15 protein-coding genes and 1 pseudogene are annotated in these 15,390 nt (G+C 59.8%); 10 read left to right on the top strand and 6 right to left on the bottom strand.

Going from position 1 to position 15,390, the window contains the following annotated elements; translation table 11 throughout:
- Nucleotides 1–7: 7 nt before the first annotated feature.
- Genes NZ585_02830 through NZ585_02810 form a run of 5 tightly spaced genes read left to right on the top strand, consistent with a single transcriptional unit; the run spans nt 8 to nt 7,756 of the window.
- Nucleotides 8–1,912: a glycosyltransferase family 2 protein gene (locus NZ585_02830; protein ID MCS7078970.1), complete on the top strand. Its 1,905-nt coding sequence runs from the start codon at nt 8–10 to the stop codon at nt 1,910–1,912.
- On the top strand, nt 1,903–2,523 hold the full coding sequence (locus NZ585_02825) for an HAD family phosphatase (protein ID MCS7078969.1): 621 nt from the start codon (nt 1,903–1,905) through the stop codon (nt 2,521–2,523). The genes NZ585_02830 and NZ585_02825 overlap by 10 nt, the downstream gene beginning before the upstream one ends.
- Nucleotides 2,524–2,537: 14 nt before the next feature.
- Nucleotides 2,538–4,400, top strand: a complete 1,863-nt coding sequence (locus NZ585_02820) for a glycosyltransferase family 39 protein (GenBank protein MCS7078968.1) — start codon at nt 2,538–2,540, stop codon at nt 4,398–4,400.
- Nucleotides 4,401–4,433: 33 nt separating this feature from the next.
- Nucleotides 4,434–6,386, top strand: a complete 1,953-nt coding sequence (locus tag NZ585_02815; GenBank protein ID MCS7078967.1) for an ATP-binding protein — start codon at nt 4,434–4,436, stop codon at nt 6,384–6,386.
- On the top strand, nt 6,383–7,756 hold the full coding sequence (locus NZ585_02810) for an FAD-binding oxidoreductase (GenBank protein ID MCS7078966.1): 1,374 nt from the start codon (nt 6,383–6,385) through the stop codon (nt 7,754–7,756). The genes NZ585_02815 and NZ585_02810 overlap by 4 nt, the downstream gene beginning before the upstream one ends.
- A 185-nt stretch (nt 7,757–7,941) precedes the next feature.
- Here the strand turns inward: NZ585_02810 and lpxA are convergent, their stop codons facing one another.
- From lpxA to NZ585_02780, 6 genes and pseudogenes are all read right to left on the bottom strand, one after another.
- Nucleotides 7,942–8,715, bottom strand: a complete 774-nt coding sequence (gene lpxA / locus NZ585_02805) for an acyl-ACP--UDP-N-acetylglucosamine O-acyltransferase (GenBank protein MCS7078965.1) — start codon at nt 8,713–8,715, stop codon at nt 7,942–7,944.
- A 6-nt stretch (nt 8,716–8,721) separates the two neighbouring features.
- Nucleotides 8,722–9,690 (bottom strand): alpha/beta fold hydrolase, encoded by a 969-nt coding sequence (locus NZ585_02800; GenBank protein ID MCS7078964.1) that lies wholly within the window; start codon nt 9,688–9,690, stop codon nt 8,722–8,724.
- 93 nt (nt 9,691–9,783) lie between these two features.
- Nucleotides 9,784–10,014, bottom strand: a complete 231-nt coding sequence (locus NZ585_02795) for a type II toxin-antitoxin system HicA family toxin (protein MCS7078963.1) — start codon at nt 10,012–10,014, stop codon at nt 9,784–9,786.
- 37 nt (nt 10,015–10,051) lie between these two features.
- Nucleotides 10,052–10,213 (bottom strand): annotated as a pseudogene (locus NZ585_02790) (type II toxin-antitoxin system HicB family antitoxin).
- Between the two features lie 136 nt (nt 10,214–10,349).
- Nucleotides 10,350–10,586 carry a type II toxin-antitoxin system Phd/YefM family antitoxin gene (locus NZ585_02785; protein ID MCS7078962.1) on the bottom strand — a complete coding sequence of 79 codons (237 nt, stop codon included), beginning with the start codon at nt 10,584–10,586 and terminating at the stop codon, nt 10,350–10,352.
- 66 nt (nt 10,587–10,652) lie between these two features.
- Nucleotides 10,653–11,906 carry a VWA domain-containing protein gene (locus NZ585_02780; GenBank protein MCS7078961.1) on the bottom strand — a complete coding sequence of 418 codons (1,254 nt, stop codon included), beginning with the start codon at nt 11,904–11,906 and terminating at the stop codon, nt 10,653–10,655.
- Between the two features lie 242 nt (nt 11,907–12,148).
- On the opposite strand from NZ585_02780, the gene NZ585_02775 reads away from it, so the two are divergent.
- The 5 genes from NZ585_02775 to nuoE are packed head-to-tail and all read left to right on the top strand — an operon-like array spanning nt 12,149 to nt 15,388.
- The gene (locus NZ585_02775) at nt 12,149–12,535 is read left to right on the top strand and encodes an NADH-quinone oxidoreductase subunit A (GenBank protein ID MCS7078960.1); all 387 of its coding nucleotides are present in this window, start codon (nt 12,149–12,151) and stop codon (nt 12,533–12,535) included.
- Nucleotides 12,536–12,562: 27 nt separating this feature from the next.
- Entirely contained in the window at nt 12,563–13,084 is a 522-nt protein-coding gene (locus tag NZ585_02770; protein MCS7078959.1) for an NADH-quinone oxidoreductase subunit B, read from the top strand.
- Nucleotides 13,081–13,596: an NADH-quinone oxidoreductase subunit C gene (locus NZ585_02765; GenBank protein ID MCS7078958.1), complete on the top strand. Its 516-nt coding sequence runs from the start codon at nt 13,081–13,083 to the stop codon at nt 13,594–13,596. Before NZ585_02770 ends, NZ585_02765 begins: the two co-directional genes overlap by 4 nt.
- A 44-nt stretch (nt 13,597–13,640) precedes the next feature.
- A complete protein-coding gene (gene nuoD / locus NZ585_02760) occupies nt 13,641–14,900 on the top strand; it encodes an NADH dehydrogenase (quinone) subunit D (protein MCS7078957.1) in 1,260 nt (419 codons plus the stop codon).
- Complete coding sequence (gene nuoE / locus NZ585_02755) at nt 14,897–15,388, top strand: NADH-quinone oxidoreductase subunit NuoE (protein ID MCS7078956.1); 492 nt, start codon at nt 14,897–14,899, stop codon at nt 15,386–15,388. The genes nuoD and nuoE overlap by 4 nt, the downstream gene beginning before the upstream one ends.
- The last annotated feature ends 2 nt before the right edge of the window (nt 15,389–15,390 follow it).

Here is a 15,390-nt window from a genome sequence, read left to right as displayed (position 1 = left end):
GTCCAAGGTGAAGGGAATCCTTGACTACTACCGCCGTCATCCGCATCAGCTTCGGCAGGCGCTTCAGACGGCGCACAGGCTCTGGCGCACCGAGGGGGCAGCTGGCGTCTGGCGTCACGTACAAACCCGCATCGCCGAGGAAGCACATCGGACGCCGCCGCGTTGTCCGTACACGGAGTGGACGGCGCGATATGATCGCCTAACAGATGCCGACCGCCAGCGCGTCCAAGAACGGATTGCACAACTCGCCTACCGGCCAGTGTTCTCCATCATCATGCCGGTTTGCGACCCGGACGTACGCTGGTTACGTGCAGCGCTAACCTCGGTCAAACGGCAGCTTTATCCATACTGGCAACTGTGTATCGCTGACGATGCTTCAACCCGCGCCGATGTGCGCCGTTGTTTGACTGAGGCGACGCAGGCGGATGAGCGCATCGGAGTGGTGTACCGCCCGACGCGCGGCGGCATTGCGGCGGCTTCCAACAGCGCGCTCGAACTGGCTACAGGAGACTTTGTAACCTTCCTTGACCATGACGACGAGCTGGCGGAACAGGCGCTGGCGTGCCTTGCCGTCGAACTCAACGCGCACCCTGAAACGGACGTGCTGTACACGGACGAGGACCAGCTCGACGCGCGCGGACGCCGTTTTGCGCCCCACTTCAAACCGCAGTGGAGTCCGGAGTTCCTACGTGGTTGCCACTACCTTGCGCACCTCACGGCCTACCGGACAGCGAAGGTGCGCGCCGTCGGCGGTTTTCGCTTAGGCTTCGACGGCGCGCAGGACTATGATTTGTGTTTGCGTATTATTGAGCGAACCGAACCGGCGCGTATTCGGCACGTCCCACATGTGCTCTATCACTGGCGCATCACGGCCGGCTCAACCGCCGGCGGCGTCGAAGCCAAGCCCTATGCTGTCGCCGCCGCGCACCGTGCGCTCGTCGAACACCTTGACCGCACCGAACCCGGCGCTGAAGTCATCACAAACAGCTTTGGGCGTCACCGCATACGCTACCCGCTGCCGAAGCCGTTGCCGCGCGTCAGCATCTTGATGGGAACCCGCGACCATGCCGCATTGACGCAGACCGCATTGCAGGGCGTTTTGGAGGGGACGGACTACGCCAATCTTGAAGTCGTCTTGGTTGACAATGGAAGCCGAGAAGCAGCGGCGCTAGCCCTGTTTGAACAGTTGCGGCGCGATCCCCGCGTGCGCGTTATTGCACATGACGCGCCGTTTAACTTTTCCGCTATCAACAACCTCGCGGCGCGTCATGCGACAGGCGATGTTTTTGTTTTGCTCAACAACGATGTGCAGGTCATCCATGCCGACTGGCTGACGGAGTTGGTGCGGCAAGTTGTTCGTCCCGATGTGGGCGTCGTCGGCGCGAAACTGCTGTACCCAGACGACACGATTCAGCACGCAGGGGTTGTTCTGGGGATTCGCGGCGTCGCCGGTCACGTCCACCAACGCGCCGCGCGGTCGGCGCGAAGCGTTCCGTCAAACGTGCAACTCGTATGGAATGAAGTTGCGCGTGAGGTGTCGGCCGTGACCGGCGCTTGTCTGGCGATTCGGCGGGAGGTGTTTGAACTGGTCGGTGGCCTCGACGCCGACAACCTAGCCGTCGCTTTCAATGATGTGGACTTGTGCCTGCGCGTCCGTGAACGAGGCTACCGCGTGTTGTTCACGCCTTGGGTGGAACTGTATCACGTGGAGTCAGCATCGCGCGGTTCGGACCACCGGCCTGAACGACGTTTGACCTTTCAACGCGAATGCGAGTACATGCGGGCGCGGTGGGGCGCAGCGCTTGATGACGATCCCTACTACAACCCCAACCTGACATTGGCGCGGCTTGACGCCTCACCCGTTGTCCCCCGCCGACCGTATTTCTTTCGGGAGCCGCCGGCGTGTCGTTGAAAGCGGTGATTTTTGACTACGGCAAGGTGCTGTGCCTGCCGCAACCGGCTGAGGTGGTGGACGCCATCGTGAAACGTCTCGGCGTCGGCTACGATGCGTACGCGCAAGCTTATATGCAATTTCGCGGCGAATATGACCGTGGCACGCTCGACGACATCGCCTACTGGCAAGCGGTGGCGGGTTTTTGCGGTCGGACGGTTGCGCCGGAAGTCGCGCAGGAGTTGGCCGACCTTGACGCGCGCGGCTGGTCGCATCCAAACCGTCTGCTTGTGGACTGGGCGGAGCGGGTGCGGGGCGCGGGCTTCAAAGTCGGTGTTCTCTCCAATATGCAGCGCAGCCTACGGCGACGACTAAACAGCCTATGTCCATGGCTGCCTGCAGCAGACGCCGCCGTGTTTTCCAGTGACATCGGTTTTATCAAGCCGGAGCCGGAAATCTACCGCTACGCTCTGACGCAGCTTAGGGTGCGGCCGGAAGAAGCCTTGTTCATTGACGACGTAGAAACCAACGCCGCCGCCGCCCGTGAACTCGGTTTGCACGCCTTACATTTCACTGACGCCCCAACGCTCAAACGCGACTTGGCGGCCTACCCGGAGCTTCCTGCATTTTGACTGCTGCTGACGCGATGACGGACAAGTCGAATACACTCGGTACGCCGTCCGCTCGGTCCCATCAGGTGTGGTGGCATCGCGGGCTGCTGTTGCTGCTACTCGGTATTCTGGCGGCGGCGACTTGGCGTAAGTGGGGCGACCCGCTGATTGACTTTGGCTGTGAGTTGTATGTCCCATGGCAAATCACACAGGGGAAGCATCTGTACCGTGATATGGGCTGGTTGGGCGGGCCGCTGGCGCAGTATGGCAACGCGCTGGCTTTTGCGCTGTTCGGCGTGTCCTTCACAACGCTTATCTGGCTCAATCTGACGCTGCTGGCGCTTCTGACGGAACTCATCCGGGCATACTTTGCGCGCTGCGTGTCGCCCGCGGCCGGACTGGTCGCCGGGTCGTTGTTGCTCGGCTTGTTCGCTTTTGGTCAGTATGGCTTGATAGGAACCTACAACTACATTGCGCCGTATCGTCACGAAGCAATTCGCGGCGTTTTGCTGGCCATTGGCGCTTTGCAGTGCGCCGCCTCCGCTTGGGCGCTTTCGGCTGAAGCACCCAAGCGCGTTCGCTGGTTGATCGGCTTTAGCGGCTTGCTCTTCGGCGGCGTATTGCTGACTAAGCTGGAAATTGCGCTGGCGACCGGCTTGGCGCTCTTGGTGGGGTGGGGCGTTGGTTTGACGCGGTTGGGTGTCCAACGCGCAACCGCGCGGTCGTTGTTTGTGTGGTTCGTAGGCGGTACGGTGCTGCCGCCAGTGAGCTTTATCCTTTACCTTGCCTGTTGCATGCCGTTTGGCGTCGCTCTACGTGGCGTGCTGGGCAACCTTGTCACTGTCTTGACGGCGAACCCAACCCAGCAGGCTTTCTATCGCTATGTCTTCGGCCTTGACGCTTGGGAACGTCATCTGATCCAGATGGCGACCGGCTGTGGTGTGGTTGGGGCGACGCTGTTGGTGGTTCTAGCTGCGGAACATTGGCTGCCGCATCGCCAGCGTCCGGCGGCGGCGGTGGGCGCGAGCCTGCTGACCGGTTGGTTGGCACACCATTTCGGCCCGTGGGCGTGGTTCGCCGAACCCTTCCCCGTACTGCTGACACTGACGGCGGTCGGGTTGGGCTACGCTGTGGTGGTGGAGGAAGACAACCATCTCACCCGGCGGCAATGGCTGCCGCTCCTGATGTGGAATCTCTTTGCGTTGGCCCTGCTCGGTCGGTTGGGGCTTGCCGTGCAACTCCATCACTACGGCTTTGTCTTGACGATGCCGGCGTTTTTACTTCTGGCCGTGCTAACCCTGTTCGGCTTACCACGGCTGCTCCAACAGCGTCATATCGGGACGGGTTTGCTCGTGCGCGGCGTCGCCGCCGGTTTTCTCGTCGCTTGCTTGGCGGTGCACCTGCAACTCACATTTCACTTTCACGAAAAGAAGACGCAGCCGGTTGGTTTGCCCGGCGACCATCTGTTGACCTACGGCGAGCGATGGGGGCCGGTCGGCGTGACACTAGCGGAAGCTGTCACGGAACTGGCGACGACGCTGCCGCCGCAAACGACGTTGCTCGTCATGCCGGAAGGCATTGCATTGAACTATTGGCTGCGCCGTGAGAACCCTACGTCATTTCTAGCTTTTGATCCCTACTACTTGGCGGCTGGCGGCGGTGAGTCCGCCGTTGTCGCAGAACTGGAGCGCCGCCCGCCGGATTTCATTGCGATTACCCGTCGTGATATGAGCGAATACGGCGTGGGGTGGTTTGGCGAAGACCCAAACTACGGTCGGCGCATCATGAGCTGGGTGGCTCGCCGGTATGAAGTCGCGCGAGTGTTCGGCGACTGGGATACGTTTGGTGTGGTTTTGCTCAAACCTCGTGAGCCGAAACATCGCAGCGCGCCTGAATAGCAGCGTGTCGTCCACCGAAAGCGAGGGAGTTTTATGGGTTCGCCTTTGAGTTCAGTCTCACCGGAGGTTTGGGCGGCTGTTTTTCAGCGGCTCAACCTACCGATGATGATGATTGACTATGAGACTCGCCGGGTGACGGCGGTCAACGAGGCTTTCCTGGCTGAATCCGAGTACACTGCTGATGAGTTGGTCGGGCAGGAGACCAAACAGTTATCATTTTTGCCTTTTGGAGCAGACCGCGAGCGGCTCTACACGGAACTGGCTCGAAGTGGACAAGTCTCAACGACCATCCTGGCAAAACTGCCGGATGGCGGCATTGGCGAAGCGGCAGTGTGGATGTTTCTGATTGAAGCTGACGCTCGGCGCTATGTTCTACTTGTCCCGGAACGCGTTACCTACCTCCAAAATAACTCGGAACAAGTCGGACAGCGTTTGCGTGATGTCCTGGCGGTTGCGCCGGGCGTGATTTACCAGTACCGGTACGACGCCACCGGCAAGGGGCGTTTCACCTACATGAGTGGTAAGGCGGAAGCCTTGTTTGGGTTGTCCGCTGCAACCATCGCCGCCGATGAAGCCCTTTTCTGGCGGCAAGTGCCATATGAGTATCGGCGCAGGGTGCGGGACACCTTCGCCGCCGCAGCCGAGACCGGCAGCCCGTGGGAGTGCGAGTTTCCTTTTCGCCACGTCATAACGGGCGAAGAGCGGTGGTTTCAGGTCATCGCCTTCCCCAAGGTCTTACCGGACGGTGGAGCACTCTGGACCGGCTTCGCTTCCGACATCACCGAACTCCACCGTCTGCGTACCGCTCGTGAGGAAGCGTACCGCTTGCTGGAGGAAGAGCGACTACGGAAAAACAAACTTGAATCTCTAGGGACGCTTGCGGGCGGCATTGCGCACGACTTCAACAATCTGCTGGCCGTCCTGACCGGCAATTTGGGGCTTATCAAACGTGATCCGTCGCTGAGCGCGGAAAATCAGCGCCGCCTCGAAGCGATTGAACGCGCGACGGAACGCGCCAAACTCCTCGCCAAACAGCTTCTAACATTCGCCAAGGGCGGCGACCCGGTTTTGGAAACGGTGTCGCCGGAGACTTTTGTCGTTGCGCCAATGCAGGACATTCTCGATGCGCGCGGGGTGGAGGTTGTTTTTGAGTCAGCGCCGGCGCTGTGGTTGACGCGGGGCGATAAGGGACAGTTGATGCAGGTGTTCCAGAACTTGGCTGTGAATGCGGCCGACGCCATGCCGATGGGAGGACGAGTACATGTCCGGCTTCAGAACTGTACGTTGGCTGAACATGAGGTTCCCGGTTTGTCGCCAGGCGACTACGTCTGCATCAGCGTCACAGACACCGGCTGCGGCATCGCGCCGGAGCACCTGTCGCGGATTTTTGACCCGTACTTCACTACTAAATCCGGCGGCCACGGGCTGGGCTTGGCCGTCGGCTACTCCATCATCGCCAAGCACGGCGGACAGATTCGGGTGACTTCGACGGTCGGCGTCGGGACACGCTTTGATGTGTACCTGCCAGCTAAGAAAACGACCGAGGCCACGGTGGAGTCCGTCGTGTTGACTCGAGAAGTCGCCGCCGGGCTGCTCCGGCGGCGTTTATTGGTGATGGACGACGACGAGTTGATGCGCGACATGTTCGGCACGGCGCTGGAAACGTTCGGCTACGGCGTGGTGACATGTCGGCACGGTGAAGAAGCTATTGAGCGTTACTGCGCCGCCCGCGACGCCGGACAGTCGTTTCTGGGCGTGATTCTCGATTTGCGGGTCGCCGGCGGATTGGGCGGGAAAGAAACCTTGGAGCGGCTGCGGGAGCTTGATCCGAACGTGACTGCGATTGTGTGCAGCGGTTATCACGATGACAGGGTCATGGCCAACCATCGCGCCTACGGCTTCACCGCCAAGTTGCCCAAGCCGTTTGACATTGCCGAGCTAGGACAATTGCTGGATCAGTTGTTCGGCCCACTGGACGCCGCATGAGCCTCCGTAGTCGCTCCGTCCAACTCGCCAGTTGGGGACGCTTTCCGGTCGCCGCCACAGAGGTGCTGCGTCCGGCGCGGCAGGCTGATCTGGCCGCGTTGGTTGGTGAGTCGCCCTACATGACCCTGATTGGGCGTGGCTACGGTCGGAGCTACGGCGATGCGGCGCTCAATACCGGCGGCGGCGTGGTTGAACAAATCCGCCTTGATCGGCTGCTAGCGTTTGACGAGTCCACGGGCGTCCTTGTCGCCGAGGCCGGCGTGCGTCTCAAGGACATTCTGGACGTGTTCGCTCCACGTGGCTGGTTTTTGCCGGTGACGCCTGGCACGAAGTACGTAAGCTTGGGCGGCGCGTTGGCCTGCGACATCCATGGCAAGAATCACCACTGCGACGCTTCCTTCTCCAATCACGTTGAGTGGTTCGAGTTGCTAACGGCGGACGGCAGCGTCCGGCGTTGTTCCAAGACGGAACATGCGGATTTGTTTTGGGCGACGGCGGGCGGCATGGGCCTGACCGGCTTCGTCCTAACGGTGGCGTTGAAACTGCGCCGGATTGAGACGGCGTACATCGGTGTGGACTACGTGCGAACACGCGATCTGGACGAAACGCTGGAACGCTGTGAGGCTGAAGATCACCGGTACCGCTATGCCGTGTGCTGGATTGACTGTTTGGCGAGGGGGAAGCATTTGGGACGCAGCGTACTGATGCGCGGCGATCACCTGACAGTCGAGGACCTCCCAGCGGGATTACGCAGCCGTCCGCTGGCTCTTCCGCGCAAGCGTGAAATCGCCGTGCCGTTTTCATTCCCCAACGGGGTCATCAATCCGCTGACGGTCAAAGCATTCAACACGGTGTTTTACCACAAGCATCCGAGGTTCAAATCGGGCGTGGTGGTGGACTTTGACTCGTACTTTTACCCGCTCGACGCCGTTCTCGAATGGAACCGCGTCTATGGACGGCGCGGTTTTATTCAGTACCAGCCTGTACTGCCGCTTGAAACCAGTCGGACAACGCTCGTGAAGATTTTGGAAGTGTTGGGGCGGGCGAAAATCGCCTCCTTTCTGGCGGTGCTCAAGCGGTTCGGGCCGCAGGATGGGCTGCTGTCGTTTCCGATGCCCGGTTATACCTTGGCGCTGGACATTCCGATGACCGGCGCGCATCCGCCAGCCGTACTCGATGATTTGGACGAACTCGTCGTACAGGCCGGCGGGCGAATCTATCTTGGCAAGGATGCGCGTCTGAAGCCACGCTACTTGGAAGCAATGTATCCCCGTCTCGCGGAGTGGCGGCGGATCAAGCAGGCGGTTGATCCGCAGGGGCTGTTTTCATCTGACCTCTCGCGGCGTGTTGGGCTAACACCCGTGGGTTAGATCGGTTGTCTGCTTGGGGCGGTCCTTCGATTCGTTTGCGTTTGACAAGCGTGGACAGCTGCACGATAGGCGGCTACCTGGTTGGGCGGTTTTTTGTTTGTGTAGCGAGCTAGTCCACGTTTCGACTAGCTGTCACGCGCCCTACCGTGTCGCTTGCGGTTTGATCCGAACTGATTTAACGCGGCTCACTTGATGACGCCGCGCTGCGACGTGGCGATAAAGTCGAGCAGAACACGAATGCGCGGGTGATCACCGAGCTTTTCCGTAATCGCTGCGACCGCTTGCGAAGTATTGAGCTTTGAATTCAGCAGTAGGCGAAAAGCCTGCTCGATGGCGCGCAACTCCTCGCTTGAAAAACCGGCGCGACGCAGACCAATGCTGTTCGGGCCGTAACATTTCGCGTGATTGCCGACACTGCGCGCGTAAGGCAGCGCGTCCTTGACGACAACCGAATACGCGCCGATGAAGGCATAAGTCCCAACGCGGCAAAACTGATGGACGCCCACGTAAGCCCCCAGCGTCGCATGGTCGTGAACCTCGACATGCCCGGCCAGCGACGCCCCGTTCGCCATGATGATGTGGTTGCCTACGGTACAATCGTGGGCGACGTGACACTGCGCCATGAGCAAGTTGTCGTTGCCGACGCGCGTTACGCCGCCGCCGCCGCCCGTCCCCCGGTGCAGCGTGGCGAACTCGCGGATGACGTTGCGCTCGCCGATGATGAGTTCAGTGCGTTCTCCAGCATACTTCAAATCCTGCGGATCCTGACCGACCGAGACGAAAGGGAACAGCCGCGTACCGCGTCCGATGCGCGTTGGGCCTTCGATGACGCAGTGTGCACCGACCGTTACGTTGTCTTCCAGCGTGACATCCGCGCCGATGACGGCGTAGGGGCCAATCGAAACATTTTCGCCTAGCTGTGCTTGGGGACTGATGATGGCGGTTGGGTGAATCGGCATCGGGGCCTAAGGAAGCAGCGTATATTCGTTGTGCGGCGGCGGCGTAGCTCGCAGGAATCGTTCGGTTTCGCGTAAGAAGGCGTCGGGCCGCTCAATTGGCGGCATGTGACCACAGCGATCCACGACTGTAAAATTGGCCGTCGGCAATCCCTGCCTGATGATCTCGCCCGAATGGAGCGGCAGTAGGGCGTCCTGCTTGCCCCAGATGATGAGCGTCGGCGCGCGAATCTTGCCCAGACGCGGCTCCAGCGCGTCGTCGCCGGTCAGCATCGCCGCCAGCGCCCGGTCAATGACCCATGCCTGACGCCGCGCCTGCGCCTGAAAATCCCGTACCAGCGGGGCGGGGAACTGCGGCGGGTTGTAGAACAACAGCCGGAGAAAGTTCGTGAAGTCTTCGGGCGTCGTTCCCGGATCAAGCATGGCGCGCTCCGGAGCCGGCTCGAACCGAACCCCGGCGCTGTCCACCAGCACCAGCCGCGCGACGCGGTCGGGATACTCGGCGGCTGTGTAGGCCGCAATCCAGCCGCCCATCGAAAGCCCACATAGATGCGCCTGCCGAATGCCTACGGCGTCGAGAAATTTCACCACCGTCGCCGCCTGCGACCGAACGGCGTAGCTCGCGTCGGCCGGCTTGTCCGAGCGCCCAAAGCCAGGCAGGTCAAGGGCGTAAACGTGAAATCGCTTGGACAGGGGCGCGATGACCTGTCCCCAGTCGGCGTCCGAACTACCGCCGAGACCATGGATGAGCACCAGCGGTTCGCCCGCGCCGCCTTCCTTGTAGTGGATGCGTACGCCGTCAATCACGACTTCGCGCGCCGCGACGCCGGCCCACCACAGCCGCCACCCGTCGTACCAGTGGACGACCGTCAGCGGTCGCTGATAGGCGAACGTCCCGGCGCAACCAAGCGCCGCCGTCGCCAAGACCAAGATTAGAAGGCTGCGTCCCAGCCAACGCGAGCGCACGAAAAGCAACATTGGTCAGGTAGTCACTCCAGTCTTTTACGAGTACGATGTTCCGCGTTGGAACGCCCAGCAAACTCAAAAATGTCGCCCGGCGTTTCACCGACTTCAGAGCAACTTCAAAAACTCATCCACACCTAACTGCGCCTGCTTCAAAATCTGCGCCGGCGTGGATCGCTTGACCGGACGATGCGCCGGCACGGTGGTTTTGAGCGCCTCACTTCCGACGCGCTTCTGCAGCCGAATGTGACTGCCGCGCTGTCGAACTACATCCAGCCATCCCTTTGCAAGGCGTGAATAATTTGTTTGATGGTAGGGAAGGCTGGGCAACTTGTTCACAGCTCGATTTCATGGACCAGCGCTGTCTCATCGCCACCAGATCGTCTTCCACCGGTTCGAAGTAGAGTTCGATGGCTTCCCGGATGTTGTTCAGAGCCTCTTCCACCGTTTCCCCTTCACTGATGCAGCCAGGTAGGGTTGGAACATAAACGGTGTACCCACCCTCGTCACTGGCTTCAAGGACGACTTTGATCCGCATCGTACTTTCCCCGGCGGTGTGTGTCCCGACGTCTCTGTGCGAGATGCTCGCTTCGTGAATGGCATCTCGGACCTCAGCCGATAGTCGGGCGCGCCGCTGATGAACCATAAAAAGATTGGTGTATCCAGCAGAAGCTTCATCGTTCCTCAAAGGCATCGAGTACATCATCCGGCAGAGGCGCGTCAAAATCATCGGGGACGGTGAACTCGCCCGCGCACAAGCCAAATGGTCGCAGGGGCGTACGGTGGGCTACAGGCCGCAGTTCGGCGATTGGCTCATCCGACTTGATAATGATAAGCGTTTCACCCTCCTCAACTTGGCGCAGGTATTTCAACGGGCCGCTCTGAAGCTCATCAAGTGTCACGCTTACCACGGCGAATACCTTCCATAACCACCAATGTGCTTGTCAAAAAGCGCCAAGGACTATCAAAAGACGCTCTCAACGAACCTTCTTCCGCTTGCGGCGCAGAAAATCCATCATCACGTACTGCCCAAGCGTCATCACAGTCGTGAAGTAGGCTTTGCCCTGCGCGATGTGCGTCACCTGTTTGATGAAGTTCACAAGGTAGGGGTCATCGGCCAGCATGAACGTGTTGATGGCGATGTTGCTCCGGCGACATTTCGCGACTTCTTTGTAGGTTGCCTCCATGATCATCGGGTCGAGACCCATCGAGTTTTTGTAGATTCGCCCGTCTTCCATGGTGAGCGCCGACGGCTTGCCGTCTGTGATCATGATGATTTGCCGCATGTCCACCCGTTGGGCGAGCAAAATGCGTCGGGCCAGCTTCAGCCCCTCCGCCGTATTCGTGTGGTAAGGGCCGACGGTCAGTTGCGCCAGTTTGGCAATAGGCACTTCTTCGGCTGAATCGTGAAACAGCACCAACTTGAGCGTATCGCCGGGATACTGCGTGCGGATGAGATGCGTCAGCGCCAGCGCCACCCGCTTGGCCGGCGTGAAGCGGTCTTCGCCGTACAAAATCATGCTGTGGCTGCAATCGAGCATCAGCACCGTAGCGCACGAACTCGCGTACTCGGACTGGTGCACCATCAGGTCGCTGTACTCAACATTGAGCGGGACGCCCAAGCCGTTGCGCCGGATGGCGGAAAGCAGCGTGGCGTTGACATCCAAGTTAAGGGTGTCGCCGAACTCATAGGGCTTGCTCGACTGGAACGCCTCAACACCAGTTGAAAGGTGGTGGGTGTCATGCCGACCGGCGTAGCCCTTGCCCAGTGCGCCCAGCAGTTCACTCAGCGCCTTGTAGCCCAGAAAATCCGTTCCCTTCTCGGTCAACTCAAACTTGACCCGTGCGCCGGCGTCCTCCTCAATGCGTCCTTGTCCCAAGCGCGGCGCGTTCGACCTGCGTTCATCCGGTTTGGCGCGAAGGTAGCCTTGTTCAAGTAGCCGCTGAATGAGCGCGTCCACCAGTTCGTCGAGTTTCTTTTCATCCCATCCGCCGGACTCGTCTTGGAGCGCCCGCCGTTCGGCTGCGGCAAGCAGGTCGCTCGAACGGAGCAGTTCACGAATCGCTTCACGCAATGCTTCGAGCGATTGATCGGGTTCTTGGATGCGCCGCGACCAGCCGCCGTACGAGAAGCCGCTTTGCAGGAAGAAGTCGGAAAGCTTTTCAAGCAGTTTTTCAAGGTCGAAGTGGTCAAGGTCGAGACCATCCCATTTGCCGTAGCGCGTAATCATAAGGGCGCATCCTCAGAACAGGCTAGTAAACAAAACGGACGCTGGCGGGCGTCAGGCCGCCGCCGCTGGCAACAAGACGGGGGCTGTGTACACAAGGACGCTAACCGACCAGCAGGGGAGGATGCAACCACGCCCGCCTTGCTTGACCGGACGAAATCACCTTTCTACCATCGCTTACGTACGTGCGCTTACGTACGCGGCGACACAAAAGCGCGCCGCTTGACTGAACGGAGAACCGGCGCATGTCAAACGACTTGCAAAACTACATCCCGTTGTTGATGGTTTTCGGACTAGCGTCGTTGGTCGCCACGCTGATTCTCAACACGTCGCGGCTGCTGGGACCGAAAATTCAAACCCGCGAAAAGCTAATGCCCTATGAGTGCGGCAATGATCCGGTTGGCAGCGCCCGTGAACGTTTCTCGGTCAAGTTTTATTTGGTCTGCCTGCTGTTTATTTTGTTCGACATTGAAGCGATTGTATTGATTCCGTGGGCGGTGGTGTACAAGGCGCTGGCGGAAGAGTTGGGCAATAAGTTGTTTGTTTACGCCGAAATGATGCTTTTTGTGGCGGCGCTTTTTGTCGGCTACATCTACGTTTGGAAGAAAGGCGTTTTCGACTGGAGCAAGTGACGCTCGGTCGCGCAAAGGAGAACCACAATGGGCCTCGAAACTACGCTTGGCGCGGCGCTGCCGGAGATTCTTACCGCGCGTTTGGAAGACCTCATCAACTGGTCGCGGAAGTCGTCGCTCTGGCCGGCGACCTTTGGTTTAGCCTGCTGCGCCATTGAGATGATGAATGCGACTTCGGCTCGCAACGACATGGCGCGTTTCGGCTCGGAGGTGTTTCGCGCCAGTCCCCGGCAGGCGGACGTGATGATTGTGGCGGGGCGCGTCTCGCGGAAAATGGCCCCGGTGCTGCGCCGCATCTATGATCAGATGCCCGACCCTAAGTGGGTGATTTCGATGGGGGCCTGCGCCACGGCCGGCGGCATTTTCAACAACTACGCTATTGTGCAGGGCGTTCACCAAGTTGTGCCAGTAGATGTCTATGTGCCGGGCTGCCCACCGCGACCGGAGACGCTCATTTACGCGGTGATGAAGTTGCAGGAAAAAATCATGACCGAACGCCTGACGGATCGGCGTGACCGCAACCTGCTGCCTGAAGGAGCCGCCGCATGAGCGACGCCGGAGCGACGCCTGCCGTTTCTCCCGATGAGTTGGCTTTGATCAAGGGCGCGGCGGATACGCTGACGCAGTTGCGGCGGCGCTTTCAGGACGCCATCGAGCAGGTCATCGTCCACAATGGGGAGGTGACGGTCTATGTCGCACGCGCCGCGATTGTGGATGTGGCGCGCTACCTGCGCGACGAGCCGAAGCTATTGTTCAACTTGCTGTCGGATTTGTGCGGCGTCGATCGCGGGCTGGAGGCCGACCCGCGCTTTGAGGTGGTTTATCACCTGTTTTCGATTCCACATGGCTATCGCCTGCGGTTGAAGGTGCGCGTCCCGGAAAACGACTGTGAGGTTCCAACCCTGGTCGGCGTTTATCCGACGGCCGAGTTTCACGAACGTGAAACCTTTGATCTGATGGGCATTCGCTTCAAAAATCATCCCGACCTGCGCAAGATTCTGACCCCCGACGATTTGGAAGGCCATCCCCTCCGAAAGGATTTTCCGCTCCAGGGCTACTAAGGCGTCGTCGGTGTGGCGCGTCACCCATCTGGAGCTAGCCTGCTATGTCATCGCTGCGTTACTCGAACGTCATCGAGCTGGATTACGCCCCGCAGCAGAAGATTCGCGAGATGCTGCGCGAGCAGTCGGCGCTCGACAACGCCATCACCGTCAGCATGGGGCCGCAGCACCCTTCGACGCACGGCGTGCTGCGGCTCGAACTTATTCTCGACGGCGAAACCGTCGTTAGCGCCAAGCCCGACATCGGCTATCTCCACACCGGGATGGAGAAGCAGATGGAAACGAAGAAGTACCAGCAAAACATCGTTATCACCGACCGGATGGACTACCTCAACCCAATGGGCAACAACCTTGGGTATGTGATGACGGTGGAGAAACTGCTGGGCATCACCAACGACATTCCGCCGCGCGCGCAGACGCTGCGAGTGCTGCTGACCGAACTGCAACGCATTGCGTCGCATTTAGTTTGGCTGGGAACGCATGCGCTCGACTTGGGCGCGATGTCAATGTTTTTCTACTGCTTTCGGGAGCGCGAGAAAATCCTCAACATTTACGAGGCTGTCTGCGGCGGGCGCATGACGGTGAGCTATTTTCGCGTTGGCGGGCTGCCCTACGACGTACCGCCGAACTTCAACCGGCTTGTCCGTGAGTTTCTAGATGAGTTTCCGGCGGCGCTTAAGGAGTACCACAAGCTGCTGACGAATAACCCGATTTTCCAGAAGCGGACGCGCGGCGTCGGCGTTTTGTCCGGCGAAGATGCGATTGCGTTGGGGGTGACAGGGCCGACCTTGCGTGGTTCGGGCGTTGCCCACGATGTTCGGCGGGCTGAGCCGTACTGCGGCTACGAGACGTATGATTTTGACATTCCGGTTGAGCGCGACGGCGACGTATACGCCCGCTATCTCGTCCGGATGCGTGAGATGGAAGAGAGTGTGAAAATCTGTCGGCAGGCGCTTGACCGCCTCAAGCCGGGCCCCATCAAAGTTGACTCGCCCAAGATCGTCCTACCCGATCGCGAGGAGATGAAGCATCAGATGGATGCGCTGATCCATCACTTCCTGCTGGCGGCCTACGGCTTCACTGTCCCGCCCGGTGAAGCCTACCACGCGATTGAAGGCTCGAAGGGCGAGCTGGGCTTTTACATCATCAGCGACGGCACGGAACGGCCGTTCCGGTGTCACGTCCGAGGGCCGTCATTCGTCAACCTGCAAGCCATTCCGAAACTTTGTCAGGGCGCGTTGTTGGCGGATGTCGTCGCCATTATCGGCAGCCTTGACATCGTACTGGGCGAGATTGACCGATGAACCAGCCACCGACCTTCGCCGAAGTCCTCACGCCTGATTTTGAACGTCGGGCGGACGCGATTATCGCCCGCTATCCGCAGAAGCGGTCGGCGATTTTGCCGTTGTTTCACTTGGTGCAGAACGCCTGCAACTACATCCCGGAAGACGGCATGCGTTTCATCGCCAAGAAGCTGGGGCTGAATATGAACGACGTTTACGAGACGTTGACGTTCTACTCGATGCTCTTCACCGAGCCGATTGGGCGATACCACATTCAGCTTTGCCGGACGATTAGCTGCTACCTGTGCGGAGCGCCGCACATCCGCGAACACCTTGAGAAGCGACTGGGCATTAAGCCAGGGCAGAAAACGCCGGACGGCCGGTTTCGGTTGAGCGAAGTGGAGTGCATCGGCGCGTGTTCGGCGGCCCCGGCAATGCAGATCAACTTTGATTTTCACGAAAACCTGACACCCGACAAGGTGGACGCCATTCTGGACGCGCTGCCGTAGCC

It is taken from the genome of Chloracidobacterium sp. (genome assembly GCA_025057975.1).
Classification (GTDB): domain Bacteria; phylum Acidobacteriota; class Blastocatellia; order Chloracidobacteriales; family Chloracidobacteriaceae; genus Chloracidobacterium.
This window is presented reverse-complemented; position numbering and strand designations above follow the sequence as displayed.

Excerpts from the sequence above, each read along its gene's own strand:
- NZ585_02820 (MCS7078968.1), top strand. The coding sequence starts at position 2,538 with ATGACGGACAAGTCGAATACACTCGGTACGCCGTCCGCTCGGTCCCAT.
- NZ585_02815 (MCS7078967.1), top strand. The coding sequence starts at position 4,434 with ATGGGTTCGCCTTTGAGTTCAGTCTCACCGGAGGTTTGGGCGGCTGTT.
- NZ585_02810 (MCS7078966.1), top strand. The coding sequence starts at position 6,383 with ATGAGCCTCCGTAGTCGCTCCGTCCAACTCGCCAGTTGGGGACGCTTT.
- lpxA (MCS7078965.1), bottom strand. The coding sequence starts at position 8,715 with ATGCCGATTCACCCAACCGCCATCATCAGTCCCCAAGCACAGCTAGGC.
- NZ585_02800 (MCS7078964.1), bottom strand. The coding sequence starts at position 9,690 with ATGTTGCTTTTCGTGCGCTCGCGTTGGCTGGGACGCAGCCTTCTAATC.
- NZ585_02780 (MCS7078961.1), bottom strand. The coding sequence starts at position 11,906 with ATGATTACGCGCTACGGCAAATGGGATGGTCTCGACCTTGACCACTTC.
- NZ585_02775 (MCS7078960.1), top strand. The coding sequence starts at position 12,149 with ATGTCAAACGACTTGCAAAACTACATCCCGTTGTTGATGGTTTTCGGA.
- NZ585_02770 (MCS7078959.1), top strand. The coding sequence starts at position 12,563 with ATGGGCCTCGAAACTACGCTTGGCGCGGCGCTGCCGGAGATTCTTACC.
- NZ585_02765 (MCS7078958.1), top strand. The coding sequence starts at position 13,081 with ATGAGCGACGCCGGAGCGACGCCTGCCGTTTCTCCCGATGAGTTGGCT.
- nuoD (MCS7078957.1), top strand. The coding sequence starts at position 13,641 with ATGTCATCGCTGCGTTACTCGAACGTCATCGAGCTGGATTACGCCCCG.
- nuoE (MCS7078956.1), top strand. The coding sequence starts at position 14,897 with ATGAACCAGCCACCGACCTTCGCCGAAGTCCTCACGCCTGATTTTGAA.